General features: G+C 68.4%; 16 protein-coding genes. 13 read left to right on the forward strand and 3 right to left on the reverse strand.

Annotated elements, in window-relative coordinates:
* Window positions 1-71: 71 nt before the first annotated feature.
* Window positions 72-1,553 carry a signal recognition particle protein gene (ffh, locus tag Q0L89_RS09520; RefSeq protein ID WP_296764288.1) on the reverse strand — a complete coding sequence of 494 codons (1,482 nt, stop codon included), beginning with the start codon at window positions 1,551-1,553 and terminating at the stop codon, window positions 72-74.
* 356 nt (window positions 1,554-1,909) lie between these two features.
* On the opposite strand from ffh, the gene Q0L89_RS09525 reads away from it, so the two are divergent.
* On the forward strand, window positions 1,910-2,791 hold the full coding sequence (locus Q0L89_RS09525) for a LysR family transcriptional regulator (RefSeq protein WP_296764290.1): 882 nt from the start codon (window positions 1,910-1,912) through the stop codon (window positions 2,789-2,791).
* On the forward strand, window positions 2,788-3,699 hold the full coding sequence (locus tag Q0L89_RS09530; protein ID WP_296764292.1) for a DMT family transporter: 912 nt from the start codon (window positions 2,788-2,790) through the stop codon (window positions 3,697-3,699). The genes Q0L89_RS09525 and Q0L89_RS09530 overlap by 4 nt, the downstream gene beginning before the upstream one ends.
* An 18-nt stretch (window positions 3,700-3,717) precedes the next feature.
* Here the strand turns inward: Q0L89_RS09530 and Q0L89_RS09535 are convergent, their stop codons facing one another.
* A complete protein-coding gene (locus tag Q0L89_RS09535; protein WP_296764294.1) occupies window positions 3,718-4,059 on the reverse strand; it encodes a metalloregulator ArsR/SmtB family transcription factor in 342 nt (113 codons plus the stop codon).
* 219 nt (window positions 4,060-4,278) lie between these two features.
* Here Q0L89_RS09535 and Q0L89_RS09540 point away from each other — a divergent pair, with 219 nt between their 5' ends.
* From Q0L89_RS09540 to Q0L89_RS09575, 8 genes are all read left to right on the forward strand, one after another.
* A complete protein-coding gene (locus tag Q0L89_RS09540; protein WP_296764295.1) occupies window positions 4,279-4,647 on the forward strand; it encodes an AtpZ/AtpI family protein in 369 nt (122 codons plus the stop codon).
* Window positions 4,637-5,392: a F0F1 ATP synthase subunit A gene (locus Q0L89_RS09545; RefSeq protein WP_296764297.1), complete on the forward strand. Its 756-nt coding sequence runs from the start codon at window positions 4,637-4,639 to the stop codon at window positions 5,390-5,392. Before Q0L89_RS09540 ends, Q0L89_RS09545 begins: the two co-directional genes overlap by 11 nt.
* A gap of 85 nt (window positions 5,393-5,477) precedes the next feature.
* Window positions 5,478-5,714 (forward strand): F0F1 ATP synthase subunit C, encoded by a 237-nt coding sequence (locus Q0L89_RS09550; RefSeq protein WP_026757232.1) that lies wholly within the window; start codon window positions 5,478-5,480, stop codon window positions 5,712-5,714.
* 88 nt (window positions 5,715-5,802) lie between these two features.
* Window positions 5,803-6,342 (forward strand): F0F1 ATP synthase subunit B', encoded by a 540-nt coding sequence (locus Q0L89_RS09555; RefSeq protein WP_296764301.1) that lies wholly within the window; start codon window positions 5,803-5,805, stop codon window positions 6,340-6,342.
* Window positions 6,343-6,347: 5 nt separating this feature from the next.
* Window positions 6,348-6,911 (forward strand): F0F1 ATP synthase subunit B, encoded by a 564-nt coding sequence (locus Q0L89_RS09560; protein ID WP_296764303.1) that lies wholly within the window; start codon window positions 6,348-6,350, stop codon window positions 6,909-6,911.
* A 252-nt stretch (window positions 6,912-7,163) separates the two neighbouring features.
* Window positions 7,164-7,784, forward strand: a complete 621-nt coding sequence (rpsD, locus tag Q0L89_RS09565; protein ID WP_296764305.1) for a 30S ribosomal protein S4 — start codon at window positions 7,164-7,166, stop codon at window positions 7,782-7,784.
* A 172-nt stretch (window positions 7,785-7,956) separates the two neighbouring features.
* Window positions 7,957-9,042 carry a histidinol-phosphate transaminase gene (gene hisC / locus Q0L89_RS09570; RefSeq protein ID WP_296764308.1) on the forward strand — a complete coding sequence of 362 codons (1,086 nt, stop codon included), beginning with the start codon at window positions 7,957-7,959 and terminating at the stop codon, window positions 9,040-9,042.
* Window positions 9,039-9,995 (forward strand): prephenate/arogenate dehydrogenase family protein, encoded by a 957-nt coding sequence (locus Q0L89_RS09575; RefSeq protein WP_296764310.1) that lies wholly within the window; start codon window positions 9,039-9,041, stop codon window positions 9,993-9,995. The genes hisC and Q0L89_RS09575 overlap by 4 nt, the downstream gene beginning before the upstream one ends.
* Before the next feature lie 7 nt (window positions 9,996-10,002).
* On the opposite strand, the gene Q0L89_RS09580 is transcribed toward Q0L89_RS09575, so the two are convergent.
* Complete coding sequence (locus tag Q0L89_RS09580) at window positions 10,003-11,016, reverse strand: DUF2125 domain-containing protein (protein ID WP_296764312.1); 1,014 nt, start codon at window positions 11,014-11,016, stop codon at window positions 10,003-10,005.
* A gap of 66 nt (window positions 11,017-11,082) precedes the next feature.
* Here Q0L89_RS09580 and Q0L89_RS09585 point away from each other — a divergent pair, with 66 nt between their 5' ends.
* From Q0L89_RS09585 to Q0L89_RS09595, 3 genes are all read left to right on the forward strand, one after another.
* Complete coding sequence (locus Q0L89_RS09585) at window positions 11,083-11,613, forward strand: gamma-glutamylcyclotransferase (protein WP_296764314.1); 531 nt, start codon at window positions 11,083-11,085, stop codon at window positions 11,611-11,613.
* A gap of 68 nt (window positions 11,614-11,681) precedes the next feature.
* Entirely contained in the window at window positions 11,682-12,917 is a 1,236-nt protein-coding gene (locus Q0L89_RS09590; RefSeq protein WP_296764317.1) for a biopolymer transporter ExbB, read from the forward strand.
* A gap of 3 nt (window positions 12,918-12,920) precedes the next feature.
* Complete coding sequence (locus Q0L89_RS09595; protein ID WP_296764319.1) at window positions 12,921-15,524, forward strand: peptidoglycan -binding protein; 2,604 nt, start codon at window positions 12,921-12,923, stop codon at window positions 15,522-15,524.
* The last annotated feature ends 22 nt before the right edge of the window (window positions 15,525-15,546 follow it).

Raw genomic sequence — 15,546 nt, forward strand, 5'->3', positions numbered from 1 at the left:
TGCGGGCAGGTGCGCGCAATGCACCGATGGGAGCCTCCGGCGGGAGTATTTCGGGAAAGATGAAGCCATGGTCATTTCTTCTTGCCCAAGCCCGAGAGGCCGGGGGGCAGCGCGTTGCCGCCGCCGATGCCGCCCATTCCCTTGGCGCCACCCATGGCGCGCGCGGCGTCTTCCATTGCCTTGGGGTCGTTCATGTCGGGCATTCCGCCGCCTTTGCCGAACATGCCTTTCATGGCCTGCTTGAGGGCGCCGCCCTTGCCCATCTTCTTCATCATGTCGGCCATCTGGCGGTGCATTTTCAGCAGCTTGTTGAGGTCCGACACGTCGAGCCCGGCGCCTTTGGCGATGCGTTTCTTGCGGCTGGCCTGGAGGATCTGGGGGTTGGCGCGTTCGCGCCGCGTCATCGACTGGATCAGCGCGATCTGCTGGCGCAGGATGGAATCGTCGAAGCCGGCCTGCTGCACCTGTTTGGCCATCTTTCCCATGCCCGGCATCATGCCCATGATCGAGTCCATGCCGCCCATCTTGAGCATCTGTTCAAGCTGGGCGCGCAGGTCGTTCATGTTGAACTGGCCCTTCTTGAAGCGCCGCATCATGCGCTCGGCCTGTTCGGCCTCGAGCGTGGCCTGGGCTTTCTCGACCAGGCTGACGATATCGCCCATGCCGAGGATGCGTCCGGCGATGCGTTCGGGCTCGAAGGTTTCGAGCGCGTCCATCTTCTCGCCCAGGCCGACGAAGCGAATGGGCTTGCCGGTGATGGCGCGCATCGACAGCGCCGCGCCGCCGCGGCCGTCGCCGTCCATCCGGGTGAGAACCACGCCGGTGACGCCGATCTTGTCATCGAATTCGGTGGCGACGTTGACGGCGTCCTGGCCGGTCAGCCCGTCGACCACCAGAAGCGTCTCGCGCGGGTTGACCGCGTCGCGCACCGCGGCGGCCTGGGCGATCAGCTCGGCGTCGATATGCAGCCGGCCGGCGGTGTCGAGCATGTAGACGTCGTAGCCGCCAAGGCTGGCCTGGGTCTTGGCGCGCCTGGCGATGGCGACCGGGTCTTCGCCCTTGACGATGGGCAGGGTATCGACGCCGATCTGGGCCCCGAGGATTTCCAGCTGTTCCATCGCCGCGGGTCTTTGCACGTCGAGCGAGGCCATCAGCACGCGCTTGCCGTCGCGTTCCTTCAGCCGCTTGGCGAGCTTGGCGGTGGTGGTGGTCTTGCCCGAGCCCTGCAGCCCGACCATCAGCATCGGGGCGGGCGGCGTGTCGATCCTGAGCGCGTCGGGGTCTTCGCCGCCGCTGAGCGTCTCGACCAGCGCGTCGTGAACGATCTTGACCACTTGCTGGCCCGGCGTGACCGACTTGGTCACCGCGCTTCCGGTGGCCTCTTTCTGGACGCGCTTGATGAATTCGCGCGCCACGGGCAGCGACACGTCCGCCTCAAGCAGCGCCACGCGCACCTCGCGCAGGGCGGTCTTGACGTCGTCTTCGCTGGGCGCGCCCTGCTTGGTGAGCCGGTCGAGGACGCCGGAGAGGCGTTCGGATAGGTTTTCAAACATGCCTGCGGCTTCCCTCTGATGCCGGATTTCGCCTTGCCCCAACATAAGTGGGACGGTTCCAAACGTGAATGCCCCCACGGGCGAAACTCGCTGGTGGGGGGCGATCCCGGGCTGCGCCCATGGGACCGGAAGCATGACCGGCTTCCGGAGATTTGGTTCCCGTTAAGCGCAGGCGGCGCGGGAGTCAAGCCATGCGGGCGCGTTTCGCGGCATGGGCCGGCGCGTGCGGCTGGCGCGTGCGGCGCGCTTTGCCTTGTGCCACCGCACGCACCGGACTAGAAAGTCGTGCGGATGTGTTGATCTGCGCACATACGCCCCCCGCATCCGTCCGAAACCGACAGCGCGCGAGGCCTGCCATGGATAACTGGGACGAAATCCGCACTGCCTACCAGGTGGCGCGCGTCGGCACGGTGAGCGGCGCCGCCGAGGTGCTGGGCGTGCATCATGCCACCGTGATCCGTCATATCGACGCGCTGGAAGAGCGGCTGGGCGTCAAGTTGTTTCAGCGTCACGCGCGGGGCTACACCGCCACCGAGGCGGGGGCCGACCTGTGCCGCGTGGCGCAGACCACCGACGACCAGTTCGCGCAGCTGGCCGGGCGTATCAAGGGGCAGGGCGATGCGGTCAAGGGGGAGCTGGTGATCACCTCGCTGAGCGGGCTGGCGCCGCTGTTGGCGCCGGTGCTGGCGGAGTTCAACGCGTGCTACCCCGATGTCATCTTGCGGTACCTGACCGGCCCGCGGCTGTTTCGCATGGAGTACGGCGAAGCGCATGTTGCGATTCGCGCCGGCGCGGCGCCCGAGCAGCCCGACAACGTGGTGCAACCCTTCTTGCGCCAGCGCACGGCGCTTTACGCGGCGCCTGCCTATGCAGATGCGCATGGCATCCCCGAAACCGAGGCGGATTTTGCCGCGCACCGGTTCGTGGCCACCGACGACGTGACATCGCGCGCGCCGTTCTACAACTGGCTGTGGGAAACGGTGCCGCACGGCAACGTGGTGTTCCGTGCCAGCGACGACCGGGCGCTGGAACTGGCCGTGGTTGGGGGTGTGGGCATCGGGTTCATGCCGCGTTGGACGGCGGTACTTTATCCCGAACTGATCGAGGTGGCGCCGCCACGCCTCGACTGGGAGTCACCGCTGTGGCTGGTCACGCATGTGGACTTGCACCGCACCACCAAGGTGCAGGCGTTCCTGCGGCACCTCAAGGACAATGCCGACATGCTGGAGCGGTCATGAGCGAGGCGACGGCGCGGAGCACGGCGGTGCGCGACGGCTTGCGCGGGCATCTGGCGATGCTGGTGTTCTCGGCGTTGGTGGCGGGGTCGTTCTCGCTGGGGTCGATGGCGGCCGGGCACATTGCGCCCACGGCGCTCAATGCAGTGCGCTTTGCGGTGGCGGCGGTGATCGTGGGTGTCGCGGCGCTGGCCACCACCGGGCTGCGGCGCGGGGCGTTCCGGGCGCCGTGGCGCTATCTGGTTCTGGGCGGCACGTTCGCGACCTATTTCGTGCTGATGTTCGAGGGGCTGAAGACCGCGGCGCCGGTTTCGGCGGCGGCGGTGTTCACGCTGACGCCGGTGATGACGGCGGTGGCGGGTTACGCGCTGTTGCGGCAGGTGGCGACGCCGCGCATCGTGCTGGGCCTGGCGGTGGGGGCGGCGGGCGCGCTGTGGGTGATCTTTCGCGCCGACTGGCAGGCGCTGATGGCCTTCCGCATCGGGCCGGGCGAGGCGATCTATGCCTGGGGCTGCGCCGCGCACGCTATCTATACGCCGCTGGTACGCAAGCTCAACCGGGGCGAACCGGCGATCGTGTTCACCTTCGGCACGCTGGTGGCGGCCTGCGTGGCGGTCACCGCCTGGGGCTGGCGCGACATCCTGGCGACGGACTGGGCGGCGCTGCCGCCGGTTGTATGGGTCACCATCGCCTATGTCGCGGTGTTCGCCAGCGCGCTGACCTTCGTGCTGCTGCAATTCGCCTCGCTGCGGCTGCCGTCGTCCAAGGTGATGGCCTATACCTACCTGACACCCACATGGGTGATCGTGCTGGAACTGGCGCTGGGCCACGCGGTGCCGCCGGTCTGGGTGCTGGGCGGCGTGGTGCTGACGGTGGCGGCGCTGTTGATCCTGCTCAAGGACGAGGGATAGGGCCGCCCCGGCGGGCCGTCAGCCGGGCTCGGGCGCCTCTTGCGGCAGTTCGGCGGCGAGAAAACGTTCGAAGGCGTCGAGGTGAACCGGTTCGAACTGGCCGAAGCCCTGCATCCAGACGCTGGCGGCGCGCAGGGCGTCGGGCTCCAGCTTGCACCACTTGACCCGGCCGTGCTTTTCTTGGCTGATCAACCCGGCGCCGGCGAGGATGCCGAGGTGCTTGGAAATCGCTGCCAGCGACATCTCGAACGGCTCGGCCACGTCTGTTACCGCCATGTCGTCTTCCAGCAGCAGCGACAGGATGGCGCGGCGCGTCGGGTCGGCGAGGGCGGCGAAAACGGCGTCGAGGTGCTGATCCATGGCGCATGACTACCCGCCGGGATATGGCAAGGTCAACTAGGCGGTTGAATGTGCGAGCGGCGACGCGGTGCTGCAACCCGTTCGCGGCAAGTTTCCAGAACGGGAATGAAAAATAATAATAACAGACGGTTACAAGGTATTCACCCGCGACGAACGGGTGCTTGACTCGGGCGCCGCCGCGCAATAGCAAAAGCGCGACCGACAAGGGGGCCTCCGCGCGTGACAGATCCCGACCGCGACCGCCGCATGAAGCAGCTCGAAGAGAAGCTCGGCACCGTTCGCAAGAAGGAACGGGCGTCCGGCCCCCGCAAGGACGATCCGCACAGCCAGGCGCATCTGGCCTGGCGGATGGTGACGGAACTGGTGGCCGGTCTGCTGATCGGCTTCGGCATCGGGTACGGGCTGGATCTCCTGGTGGGGACAATGCCGCTTTTCCTGGTGCTGTTCACATTGCTGGGGCTGGCTGCGGGCATCACGACGATGCTGCGATCCGCGGGCGAGTTGCAGCGCAAGTACCCGGCCGGAAAGGCCGACGACAAATCGGCCCACCGGGCCGGCGACGACGAGGGGAACAGAGATGGCGACTGAAGCGAATGGCGAAGAAGGCGGCCTGGCGCTGCACCCGATGGCGCAGTTCGAGGTCACGCCGCTGTTCGGTGGCGACACCGTGGCATGGTACACGATCACCAACGTGACGCTGTGGATGGCGATCGCGGTGATCGCGGTCACCGCGCTGCTGGTGCTGGGCACCTCGCGGCGCGCCGTCATCCCGTCGCGGGTGCAGTCGGTGGCCGAGCTTGCCTATGGTTTCGTCTACAAGATGCTCGAGGACATCACCGGCAAGGAAGGGGTCAAGTACTTTCCTTACGTGATGACGCTGTTCATGTTCATCGTGATGGCCAACTTCGTTGGCCTTATTCCGATGGCGTTCACCACCACCAGCCATATCGCGGTGACCGCGACCATGGCGCTGCTGGTGTTCTTCACCGTCACGGTGCTGGGCTTCGTGCTCAACGGCGGAAAGTTCTTCGGGCTTTTCTGGGTCAAGGAGGCGCCGCTGGCGCTGCGCCCGTTCCTGGCGATCATCGAGGTGATGTCCTACTTCGTGCGCCCGCTGAGCCATTCCATTCGTCTTGGCGGCAACATGATGGCCGGGCACGCGGTCATCAAGGTGTTTGCCGGCTTTGCCGCCATCGCCGCCATCGCGCCGCTTTCGGTGCTGGCGATCGGCGCCATGTACGCGCTCGAAATCCTCGTGGCCTTCGTGCAGGCCTATGTTTTCACCATCCTGACCTGCGTCTACCTCAAGGATGCGCTGCATCCCTCGCACTAAAGGGTGAAGCGGGGCGCGGGCATTGCCCGCGCGCCCGACACAACCGGAACGAACCAACGCAAATTCCAACGTAAGGAGAGATCTCATGGAAGGCGATATCGTACAAATGGGCGCATACATCGGCGCGGGTCTGGCATGTACCGGCATGGGCGGCTCGGCCATCGGTGTGGGCAACATCGTGGGCAACTTCCTGTCCGGCGCGCTGCGCAACCCGTCGGCCGCCGCCGGCCAGACCGCCATGCTGTTCATCGGCATCGCCTTTGCCGAGGCATTCGGGATCTTCTCGTTCCTCGTGGCGCTGCTGCTGATGTTCGCCGTCTGAGTCCAGCGGAACACCATCCTTACGGCCGGGCGGGGCGTGCAATGAGCGCCCGCCCGGTGTAAACCGGCAAGTTCCCAAGGAGGACGACATGGCGACTGAAACCCAAGAGGCCGCAGGTCAGGCCGCGGAAGCAGCCGCCCCGGGCATGCCGCAGCTGGATTTCTCGACCTACAGCAACCAGATATTCTGGCTGCTGGTGACGCTGGTGGCGCTCTATTTCATCCTGTCGCGTATCGCCCTGCCGCGCATCGCCGCGGTTCTGGCCGAGCGCAAGGGCGCGATTTCCAACGACATCGCCGCCGCCGAGGACCTCAAGACCAAGGCGGCCGAGGCCGAAGAGGCATATAACAAGGCGCTGGCCGAGGCACGCGCCGAGGCCAGCCGCATCGTTGCCGAGGCCAAGGCCGAGATCAAGCAGGACCTCGACGCGGCCATCAAGGAGGCGGATACCGAGATCGCCGCGATGTCCGCCGAGGGCGAAAAGAAGATCGCCGAGATCCAGGCCAACGCCACCGAAAGCGTCAAGGAGGTGGCCAAGGACACCGCCAAGGAAGTGGTCGCGGCGCTGGGCGCCGACGTCGACGCCCGCACGGTGACCGCCGCCGTCAATACAAGGCTCAAGGGGTAACGGACATGCGCAACACGGCAATTCTTTCCGCTGCCGGCGTCGCTGCCGCGACGCCCGCGCTGGCGGCCTCGGGGCCGTTCTTTTCGCTGGGCAATACCGACTTCATCGTCTTGCTGGGGTTCTTGTTGTTCGTCGGCGTGCTGATCTACTTCAAGGTGCCCGGCCTGCTGATGGGCATGCTGGACAAGCGCGCCGCGGGTATCCGCTCCGAGCTGGACGAGGCCCGCGCCCTGCGCGAGGAGGCGCAGGCGCTGCTGGCCTCTTACGAGCGTCAGCAAAAAGAGGCGCAGGCGCAGGCCGATCGCATCGTCGCGCAGGCCAAGGACGAGGCGAACGCGAGCGCCGAGCAGGCCAAGCAGGACATCAAGCGCTCGGTCGAGCGGCGCAAGCAAGCCGCCGAAGAGCAGCTTGCTTCGGCCGAGGCGAAGGCGATCCGCCAGGTCCGCGACCAGGCCATCGCGGTGGCCATCGAAGCGGCGCGCGACGTCGTCGCAAAGAAGATGACCGCCGCGCAGGGCAACGCCCTGATCGACGATGCCATCGAGGAAGTCGACAAGAAGCTGCACTGATACCGCGGGTATCGCGGTACCGCGCGACCTCGTTTCATATCGCCCCCGGCCGCGTGGCCGGGGGCTTTTTCGTCGGTTCGGGCCGTGGCGTCGCGCGCTTGCGTGACGGGTGGTTGACACCCCCGCGCGGGGCGGTATAAGCGCGGCTTCATTGGTGTTGGTGGCCCCCGCGAGGGGATGCCTGTCGGCCGACCGGATCAAGCCGGAACGCAAAGGACAACGCCCTTCTGAACCGCATGAAGGAGACCAGCCGTGACCAAACGCACGTCTGCCAAGTACAAGATCGACCGCCGGATGGGCGAAAACATCTGGGGGCGCCCGAAATCCCCGGTCAACCGCCGCGAATACGGCCCCGGCCAGCACGGCCAGCGCCGCAAGCAGAAGCTGTCGGATTTCGGCACCCAGCTGAAGGCCAAGCAGAAGCTCAAGGGCTATTACGGCGACCTGACCGAAAAGCAGTTCCGCCGCATCTATTCCGAGGCCGAGCGTGTGTCCGGCGATACCGGTGAAAACCTCGTCGGCCTGCTGGAACGCCGCCTCGACGCGGTGGTCTACCGCGCCAAGTTCGTGCCGACGGTGTTTGCCGCCCGCCAGTTCGTCAACCATGGTCACGTCACGGTCAACGGCAAGCGCGTCAACATCCCCTCCTACCGGGTCAAGGAAGGCGACGTGATCGAGGTGCGCGAGAAATCCAAGCAGATGGCGGCGATTCTCGAGGCCACCCAACTGCCCGAGCGCGACGTGCCCGATTACCTGGACGTCGACAATTCCAAGCTGACCGCCACCTTCGTGCGCACCCCGGGCCTGAGCGACGTGCCCTACCCGGTGATGATGGAGCCGAACCTGGTGGTCGAATTCTACGCCAAGAACTGACGCTCGCGCGGCAGGTCATGTCTTTCGGGGCCCCGCCGCAGCGATGCGGCGGGGCCTTCGCGTTGGCGGGCATGGCAGCAGGGCAACGCGCGCCGGTCGAATCGCGCCCGCGCCGCTTGACCCTTTCCTTGCCCCGGGGCCGACGCTAAGACGGCCCTCAAGGAGTTGCGAGATGACCCAGATCACCCCACGCCCCGGCATCATGGAGATCGCCCCCTACCAGGGCGGGCAGGCCCGAATCGAGGGCGTGCGCGACGCCGTGAAGCTGAGCTCCAACGAGAACCCCTACGGCCCCGGCGAGGCGGCGATCGAGGCGTTTCGCCGCGCCGCCTACGACCTGCACCGCTACCCGCCCACCGATCACGCCGCGTTGCGCACCGCGATCGCCGAGGTACACGGGCTGGACGCGGCGCGCATCATCTGCGGGGTGGGCAGCGACGAGATCATCCATTTCCTTTGCCAGGCTTATGCCGGGTCGGGCGCCGAGGTGATCCATACCGAGCACGGCTTTGCCATGTACCGCATCAGCGCGCTGGTCTCGGGTGCCACACCGGTCGAGGTGCCGGAACGCGACCGCGTCACCGATGTCGATGCCATCCTCGCCGCCTGCACCGAGGCGACGCGGCTGGTATTCATCGCCAACCCCAACAACCCCACCGGCACGATGATCGGCGAGGCCGAGATCGCGCGCCTGGCCGCTGGGTTGCCGGCGCAGGCGATCCTGGTGCTCGACGGCGCCTATGCCGAGTATGTCGAGGATTACGACGGCGGCGCGGGGCTGGTCGAGACGTGCGACAACGTGGTGATGACGCGCACCTTTTCCAAGCTTTACGGGCTGGGCGGGATGCGCGTCGGCTGGGGCTATGGCCCCGCCGCGATCATCGACGTGCTGGACCGCGTGCGCGGGCCGTTCAACCTGTCGAGCGCCGCGCTGGCCACCGCCGAGGCGGCGGTGCGCGACCGCGCCTGGGCCGAGAAGTGCCGCGCCGACAACGCCCGGATGCGCACCTGGCTGGCCGGTGCGCTGGCCGAGCACGGCGTGCCCTCGGACGTGTCGATGGCCAATTTCATCCTTGCCCGCTTCGCCGATGTCGAGGAGGCCGAGGCTTGCGACGCCTACCTGAAATCGCAAGGGCTGATCGTGCGGCGCGTGGCCGGCTACAAGCTGCCCGAGTGCCTGCGCATCACGGTGGGCGACGAGGCCAGCTGCCGCCGCGTGGCCCACGCGGTGGGGCAGTTCAAGGGCGGCGCGCGATGACCCCGGTTTACGACCGCGTGGCGTTGATCGGGCTGGGGCTGATCGCGTCGTCGATGTTCCATGCGATCCGGCGCGCCGGACTCGCGGACGAGGTGACCGGCTATACACGCACGCAGGCCACGCGCGATACGGCGCGCCGCATCGGGCTGTGCGACCGGGTGTGCGACAGCGCGGCCGAGGCGGTCGCGGGCGCCGACCTGGTGGTGCTGTGCGTGCCGGTGGGCGCCATGGGCGCGGTCGCCGCCGAGATCGCGCCGCACCTGGCGCCGGGTGCCACGCTCAGCGATGTCGGGTCGGTCAAGCGCGCGGTGATCGACGCGGTCGGCCCGCATGTGCCCGGGGGGGTGCATTTCGTGCCCGCCCACCCCTTGGCCGGGACCGAGCATTCCGGCCCCGAGTCGGGCTTTGCCGAGCTGTTCGACAACCGCTGGTGCCTGCTGGTGCCGCCGCCGGGCACGGCGCCCGAACCGGTGGCGCGGCTCAGGGCGTTCTGGGAGGCGCTGGGCTCGCACGTCGAGACGATGGAGCCCGACCACCACGACCTGGTGCTTGCGGTAACCAGCCACGCGCCGCACCTGATCGCCTATACCATGGTCGGCGTCGCCGACGACCTGGGGCGGGTGACCGACAGCGAGGTGATCAAGTATTCCGCCGCCGGGTTCCGCGACTTCACCCGCATCGCCGCCAGCGACCCGACCATGTGGCGCGACGTGTTCCTGACCAACAAGGATGCGACGCTGGAAATCCTCGGCCGCTTCACCGAAGAGCTGTTCGCGTTGCAGCGCGCCATCCGCACCGGCGACGGCGATCACCTGTTTGATTACTTCACCCGAACGCGCGAGATTCGGCGCGGCATCATCGAGGCCGGGCAGGACACCGACGCGCCCGATTTCGGCCGCGCTTCCGCGCAGCGCGGCCCCGAACCCGACCCGGCGGGGCGCGGCGACGGTTGACGGGCGCTCAGGGCAGGCGCAGCCACGGTGCGCGCCCGACAGGCACCGGCCCGAGGTAGACGCGCCCGCCGGCAAGCTGGAGGGGGATATCCAGCATCCGCGGGTTGCCCGCCAGCCCGGCGATCATTTCCAGCGCCGATTGCATCTGCCCTGCCACGACCTGCGGCAGCGCCCCGGTGGCGACGGCGGCGCCGAGGATGTCGCGCCAGTTGCGCGCCCGCAGGGTGATCCGGCCATCGGCGCGCCCGCGTTCGTCGATGGTCACTTCGCCTGCCGCCTCCAACACCATGTCGCCCCATTCGGCGCGGGCCGCCTCGATGCGCAGCGCCACCGGCTGCGGGCGGGCGCGTTCCAGCGTATGCCGGTCGATCGGGCGGTCGAGGGTCACGGCAATGTCGGCCTTGAGCACGTCGAAGCGCGGCGGCAACACGTCTCCCGTGGCGATGCGGCGGCGCGTTCGCGCCGGCGGGGCGAACTCGGCGGCACTCAGCGCCACGCGGTAGGCCGCCTTTTCGCCGCTGCCGGGTTGAGCCTTGATGGCGAGGTTGAGCGCCGTCATGGCGGTGCCGCCCCCGGGATTGGCGCCAACCCGCGCGATACGCAGCGTATCGGCGATGAGCGTCGCCCGCTCCAGCGTCGCCGCCTTGCCGCGCGTGACCATGCTGGCGCGCATGTCGGCGCTGGTCAGGTCGTATTTTACCCGCGGCGAGGCAAGGCGCTGGCGGTCGGGCCACACCGCGATGACGTGATCGTCGTCATAGCTCAGCCGCAGGATTTGCAGAAACGGTGCCTGCCAGGCCCAGCCGGTCGCCGGGTCGGCCATCGCCGGCGCATCGAGCGTCGCGTCCAGCCGATTGGGAAACCCCGCCACCGACAGCGCCGCGTAATCGGCGGCCCAGCCCTCGGCGCGGCGGGCGTCGAACCAGGCGGAGATGTCGGATTTCATGCCCGATGCGGCCCAGAACCAGTGCCCCGACCACAGCGCGGCGGCCAGAACGATCACGATCACCAGGCGTTTCACGGGCTGCCCCCTTTCATGTGGTGCCTGGCTGGTGTTTACAGGGCCGCAACGCGGAGGGCCAGATGCATGACGATGTGGGTGTTCGGATACGGATCGCTGTTGTGGAACCCGGGTTTCGAGGTCGCGGATCGCGGCCTTGCGGTGTTGCCGGGCTACCACCGCAGTTTCTGCATGCGCTCGGTCCACCACCGCGGCACCGCCGATGCGCCGGGGCTGGTGCTGGCGCTGGACCGGGCCGAGGGCGCCGCCTGCCACGGGCAGGCGCTGGCGGTGGCACCGGGGCGCGAGGACGACACGCTGGCCTACCTGCGTGAGCGCGAGCTGGTCTCGTCGGCCTATTTCGAAGCGCGCCTGGCTGTCGATCTGCGCGACGGGCGCCGGGTCGAGGCGGTGACCTACCTGGTCGACCCCGATCATACGCAGTATTGCGGCGCCTTGCCGCTGGACGAGCAGGCCGGGATCATCGCCCGCGCGAGCGGCGGCATGGGTCCGAATGCCGAGTATCTGTTCAACACCGCCGCGCATCTGCGCACGCTTGGAATCTCTGACCCCGACCTTGATTGGCTGGACGCCCGGGTGCGCGCCCTGACGGCATAATTCCTTGGCTTGACGCGCTGAAACCCCTATTGTCGCGCCAACAAGAACAAGTGTCAGGATCTGTCCGCATGGATCAGCCGGACCGCGAGGTCGAGCCGCAGTTTTCCCAACCCGTGCGCCAGATCATCCTGATGCTCATGGTGCTGGGTCTGACCGGGGTGGTGGTGGTGCTGGCGCTGCCGCGGGTGCTGCCGGTGTTCGAGGCAAACCCCTACCTCAACGGCTTCATCCTGTTCGTTTTCGTGATCGGCGTGCTGGCGTGTTTCTGGCAGGTGCTGCAACTCATCAGTTCGGTGCGCTGGATCGAGGCATTCGCCAGCGAGCGAGAGGTCGCGCAGGCCGGGCGCGTGCCGCAATTGCTGGCGCCCCTGGCGGCGTTGCTGCGATCGCGCGGGCGACGGATGCAGATATCGGCATCCTCGACACGTTCGATCCTCGATTCGGTGGCCACGCGGATCGACGAGGCGCGCGAGATCACCCGCTATATCGTCAGCCTGCTGATCTTTCTCGGGCTCCTGGGCACGTTCTACGGGCTGGCCACCACCGTGCCGGCGCTGGTGGACACGATTCGCGGGCTTGCCCCGCAGGAGGGCGAGGCGGGGGTCGAGGTGTTCGGGCGCCTGATGAGCGGCCTGGATCAACAACTTTCGGGCATGGGCGTGGCGTTCGGTTCGTCGCTGTTGGGGTTGGCCGGATCGCTGGTCGTGGGGCTGCTGGAGCTGTTCGCCGGCCACGGGCAGAACCGGTTCTACCGCGAACTTGAGGAATGGCTGTCGTCGATCACGCGGCTGGGCTTTTCCAGTGGCGAGGCCGAGGGCGGCGATCAGGAGGTCGTGGCGCAGGTTCTCGACACCATGGTCGAGCAGATGGACGGACTGCGCCAGCTTTTTTCGCAGTCCGAGGCGGGTCGCGTCGAAACCGACGCCAAGCTGGGCAGCCTGGCCGACTCGGTCGAGCGGCTGACCGACCGAATGGCCGAGACGCGGTCGATGGACGAGGCGCTGGCGCGCGTGTCTGAGGGGCAGGACCGGCTGATCGGGACGTTGACCGACCTGGCCGAGGCCGAGCGCGGCCGCGAAGAGGGGCTCGACGCCGAAAGCCGGATGCGGCTGCGCTCGATCGACGTGCAGATGCTGCGCCTGCTGGAAGAGATCAGCGCCGGCCGCCAGGAAACCATGACCGAGCTGCGCACCGATCTTTCGGCGCTGGCCCGCGCCCTGCAACAGCAGGGCGGGCGCGGCACCGGCCGTGACCGGGACAGGGGCGCATCGCGGGGCGGTGGCGGCACCGGGCAGGAGGGCTGAGCCATGGCCCTGTCGCGGCGCACCGGGCAGCGCTTCCAGTCTTCCATCTGGCCGGGGTTCGTGGACGCGATGACGGGGCTGTTGCTGGTCCTGATGTTCGTGTTGACCATCTTCATGGTGGTGCAATCGGTGCTGCGCGAAACCATTGCCGGGCAGGATACCAGGCTTGATGCGCTTTCCGCCGAGGTGGCGGCGCTGTCGCAGGCGCTGGGCTTGGCGCAGCGGCGCAACACCGAACTGACAGCCCGGGTGGGCGAACTGGACGCGACCCTGCGCGAGGAACGTGCCCGCGCCGACGAGCAGTCGGCGCTGATCGCGTCGCTGCGCGACGAGCGCGACGCGCAGGCCGCCGCGCTTGAGGGCGCGCGCGGCCGTATCGCCAGTTTCGAGGAACAGGTCGCCGCCCTGATCGCCACGCGCGATGCGCAAGCCGCGGCGTTGGACGCGGCGCAGAGCCGCATCGCCGGGTTCCGCCGCGAGGTCGCGGCGCTGGGTGACGAACGCGATGCCGCCCGCGAAGAGGCCGAAGACCTGCGCACGGCACGCGATGCTGCGCAGGCCGAGGTGACGCGACTGGAGGGCGAGCGCGCCGAACTGATCAGCGAGCGCGAGGCGCTCAACCTGGCGCTGGCGCAGGCGCGCGACGAGGTCGACGCGAAAACCGAGGCGGCGCGCCTTGCCGCGGCGCGGCGCGAGGCCTTGCAGGCGCTGATCGCCGATCTGCGCCGTCGCAACGTTGCCGCGGGCGCCGAAGCCGACGATCTGCGCGCCCGGCTGGGTACCGTAGAGGACAAGCTGAGCGCGCAGGAGGCGGCGCGCGACCGGCTTTCCGCGCGGGTCGGCGAACTGGAGGACGACCTTGACGAAAGCGCGGCGGCGCGCGCCCGCCTGGGCGAAGATCTTGCCGCGACCAGGGAGCGGCTGAGCGAGGAAGAGGCCGCGCGCTTGGTAGAGGCCGCCGCGGCCGAGCGCCTGCGCGAGCGGCTCAGGAACGCCGACGCGGAACTCACCGCGATGACCATGGTGCTGGAGGAGCAGCGCCGCAAGGCCGAGGAAACCCTGACCTTGCTGGCCGCGGCCGAAAGCTCGCAGGAAGACCTGAGCACCAAGCTGGCCGCGGCGCTGCTGGCGCGCGAGAAGACGCAGCAGCAGCTTGGCGCCCTGCAGGAAGACCTGCAAAGCGCCCGCGACGCCCGCGAGGCGGCGCTTGCGCAGGCCGAGGAAGACCGCGCCGCGGCGCAAACCCGCCTGTCGTCGCTGGAGGCGGCGCTGGCCCAGGCCCTGGCACGGGCCGAAGAGGGAACGGCGCGCATCGAGGATCTGCGCACCCGTCTGAGCGAGGCCGAGGCGGAGCTGGCGCAAACCCGCGAGGCCGCAGGCGACCTGGAGCAGCAACTGGCGCAGGCGCGGCAAACGCAGACGGCGCTGCGCGATGAGCTGGCCCAGGCACGCGGCGAGGCCGAAAGCCTGCGCGCGCGGATGCAGACCGAAACCGGGTCGCTGGAGAAGCGCCTTGCCGAGGCGCTGGCCGCCAAGCTCAAGCTGGAGGGCGACCTGGACGACGCACAAACCGCGCTGGCCACGGCGCTGGAGGCGCGCCGACAGGCCGATCAGGCGGCGCAGCAGGCGCGCGCGGCGCAAGGCGCCGCCGAGGATCGCGCCGCAGCGGCCCAAGACCGTGCCGACGCGGCCGAAGAGCGCGCCACCGCTGCCGAGGGTCGCGCCGAAGCCGCCGAGCAGACACTGACCCGCGAGACGCAGCGCGCCCAGGACGCGCTGGCCGAGGCGCTGGCGGCCCGTCTGGCGGCCGAGCAGCAGGCGCAGGCGCAACTGAGCGAGGCCGAGCGTCGCGCGGCGTTGCTGGCCGAGGCACGGCGCAAGCTGACCCAGGAGGAAGCCGCCAGCGCCAAGGCGCAGCGCGAGCAGGCGCTGCTCAACCAGCAACTGCGCGCGCTGCGAGAGCAACTCGGGTCGTTGCAGGCGCTGCTGGACGACTACAAGGAACGCGAGGCCGCCGCGCAGGTGCAGTTGCAATCGCTGGGGTCGGACCTTAACGCCGCGCTGGCCCGCGCCGCGGCAGAGGAACGCAAGCGCCGCGAGCTGGAAGAAGCCGAGCGCAAGCGCCTGGAAGAAGAAAAGGCCAACCTGGAGAAATACCGCAGCGAATTCTTCGGTCGGCTGCGCGAGATCCTGGGCAACCAGGAAGGCGTGCGCATCGAGGGCGACCGCTTCGTGTTCTCGTCGGAGGTGCTGTTCGCGCCGGGCAAGGCGGAACTGTCGGATGACGGCAAGGCCGAGATCGCCAAGGTCGCGGGTATCGTCAAGCGCATCGCCGACGAAATCCCCGAGGGCATCGACTGGATCATCCGGGTGGACGGGCACACCGACGATGTGCCGCTGGCCGATTCCGCCGATTTCGAGAACAACTGGGAACTCAGCCAGGCGCGGGCGCTGTCGGTGGTGCGCTACATGGTCGATGAACTGGACATGCAGCCCAAGCGGTTGAGCGCCAACGGCTTCGGGGAATTCCAGCCCGTGAACACCGCCGATACCGAAGCGGCGCGTGCCCAGAACCGGCGCATCGAGTTGAAGCTGACCGAGCGATAGGCCCGCGCCGGGCAAGCGCCCT

This window comes from Sediminimonas sp. (genome assembly GCF_024637375.1).
In the GTDB taxonomy this organism is placed as follows: Bacteria; Pseudomonadota; Alphaproteobacteria; order Rhodobacterales; family Rhodobacteraceae; genus Sediminimonas.

What these genes read in the sequence shown, in the direction of transcription:
- Q0L89_RS09590 (WP_296764317.1), top strand. Translation starts at nt 11,682, where the DNA reads ATGGATCAGCCGGACCGCGAGGTCGAGCCGCAGTTTTCCCAACCCGTG.
- Q0L89_RS09550 (WP_026757232.1), top strand. Translation starts at nt 5,478, where the DNA reads ATGGAAGGCGATATCGTACAAATGGGCGCATACATCGGCGCGGGTCTG.
- Q0L89_RS09525 (WP_296764290.1), top strand. Translation starts at nt 1,910, where the DNA reads ATGGATAACTGGGACGAAATCCGCACTGCCTACCAGGTGGCGCGCGTC.
- Q0L89_RS09535 (WP_296764294.1), bottom strand. Translation starts at nt 4,059, where the DNA reads ATGGATCAGCACCTCGACGCCGTTTTCGCCGCCCTCGCCGACCCGACG.
- Q0L89_RS09560 (WP_296764303.1), top strand. Translation starts at nt 6,348, where the DNA reads ATGCGCAACACGGCAATTCTTTCCGCTGCCGGCGTCGCTGCCGCGACG.
- Q0L89_RS09585 (WP_296764314.1), top strand. Translation starts at nt 11,083, where the DNA reads ATGACGATGTGGGTGTTCGGATACGGATCGCTGTTGTGGAACCCGGGT.
- Q0L89_RS09575 (WP_296764310.1), top strand. Translation starts at nt 9,039, where the DNA reads ATGACCCCGGTTTACGACCGCGTGGCGTTGATCGGGCTGGGGCTGATC.
- Q0L89_RS09545 (WP_296764297.1), top strand. Translation starts at nt 4,637, where the DNA reads ATGGCGACTGAAGCGAATGGCGAAGAAGGCGGCCTGGCGCTGCACCCG.
- Q0L89_RS09555 (WP_296764301.1), top strand. Translation starts at nt 5,803, where the DNA reads ATGGCGACTGAAACCCAAGAGGCCGCAGGTCAGGCCGCGGAAGCAGCC.
- Q0L89_RS09530 (WP_296764292.1), top strand. Translation starts at nt 2,788, where the DNA reads ATGAGCGAGGCGACGGCGCGGAGCACGGCGGTGCGCGACGGCTTGCGC.
- ffh (WP_296764288.1), bottom strand. Translation starts at nt 1,553, where the DNA reads ATGTTTGAAAACCTATCCGAACGCCTCTCCGGCGTCCTCGACCGGCTC.
- hisC (WP_296764308.1), top strand. Translation starts at nt 7,957, where the DNA reads ATGACCCAGATCACCCCACGCCCCGGCATCATGGAGATCGCCCCCTAC.
- Q0L89_RS09595 (WP_296764319.1), top strand. Translation starts at nt 12,921, where the DNA reads ATGGCCCTGTCGCGGCGCACCGGGCAGCGCTTCCAGTCTTCCATCTGG.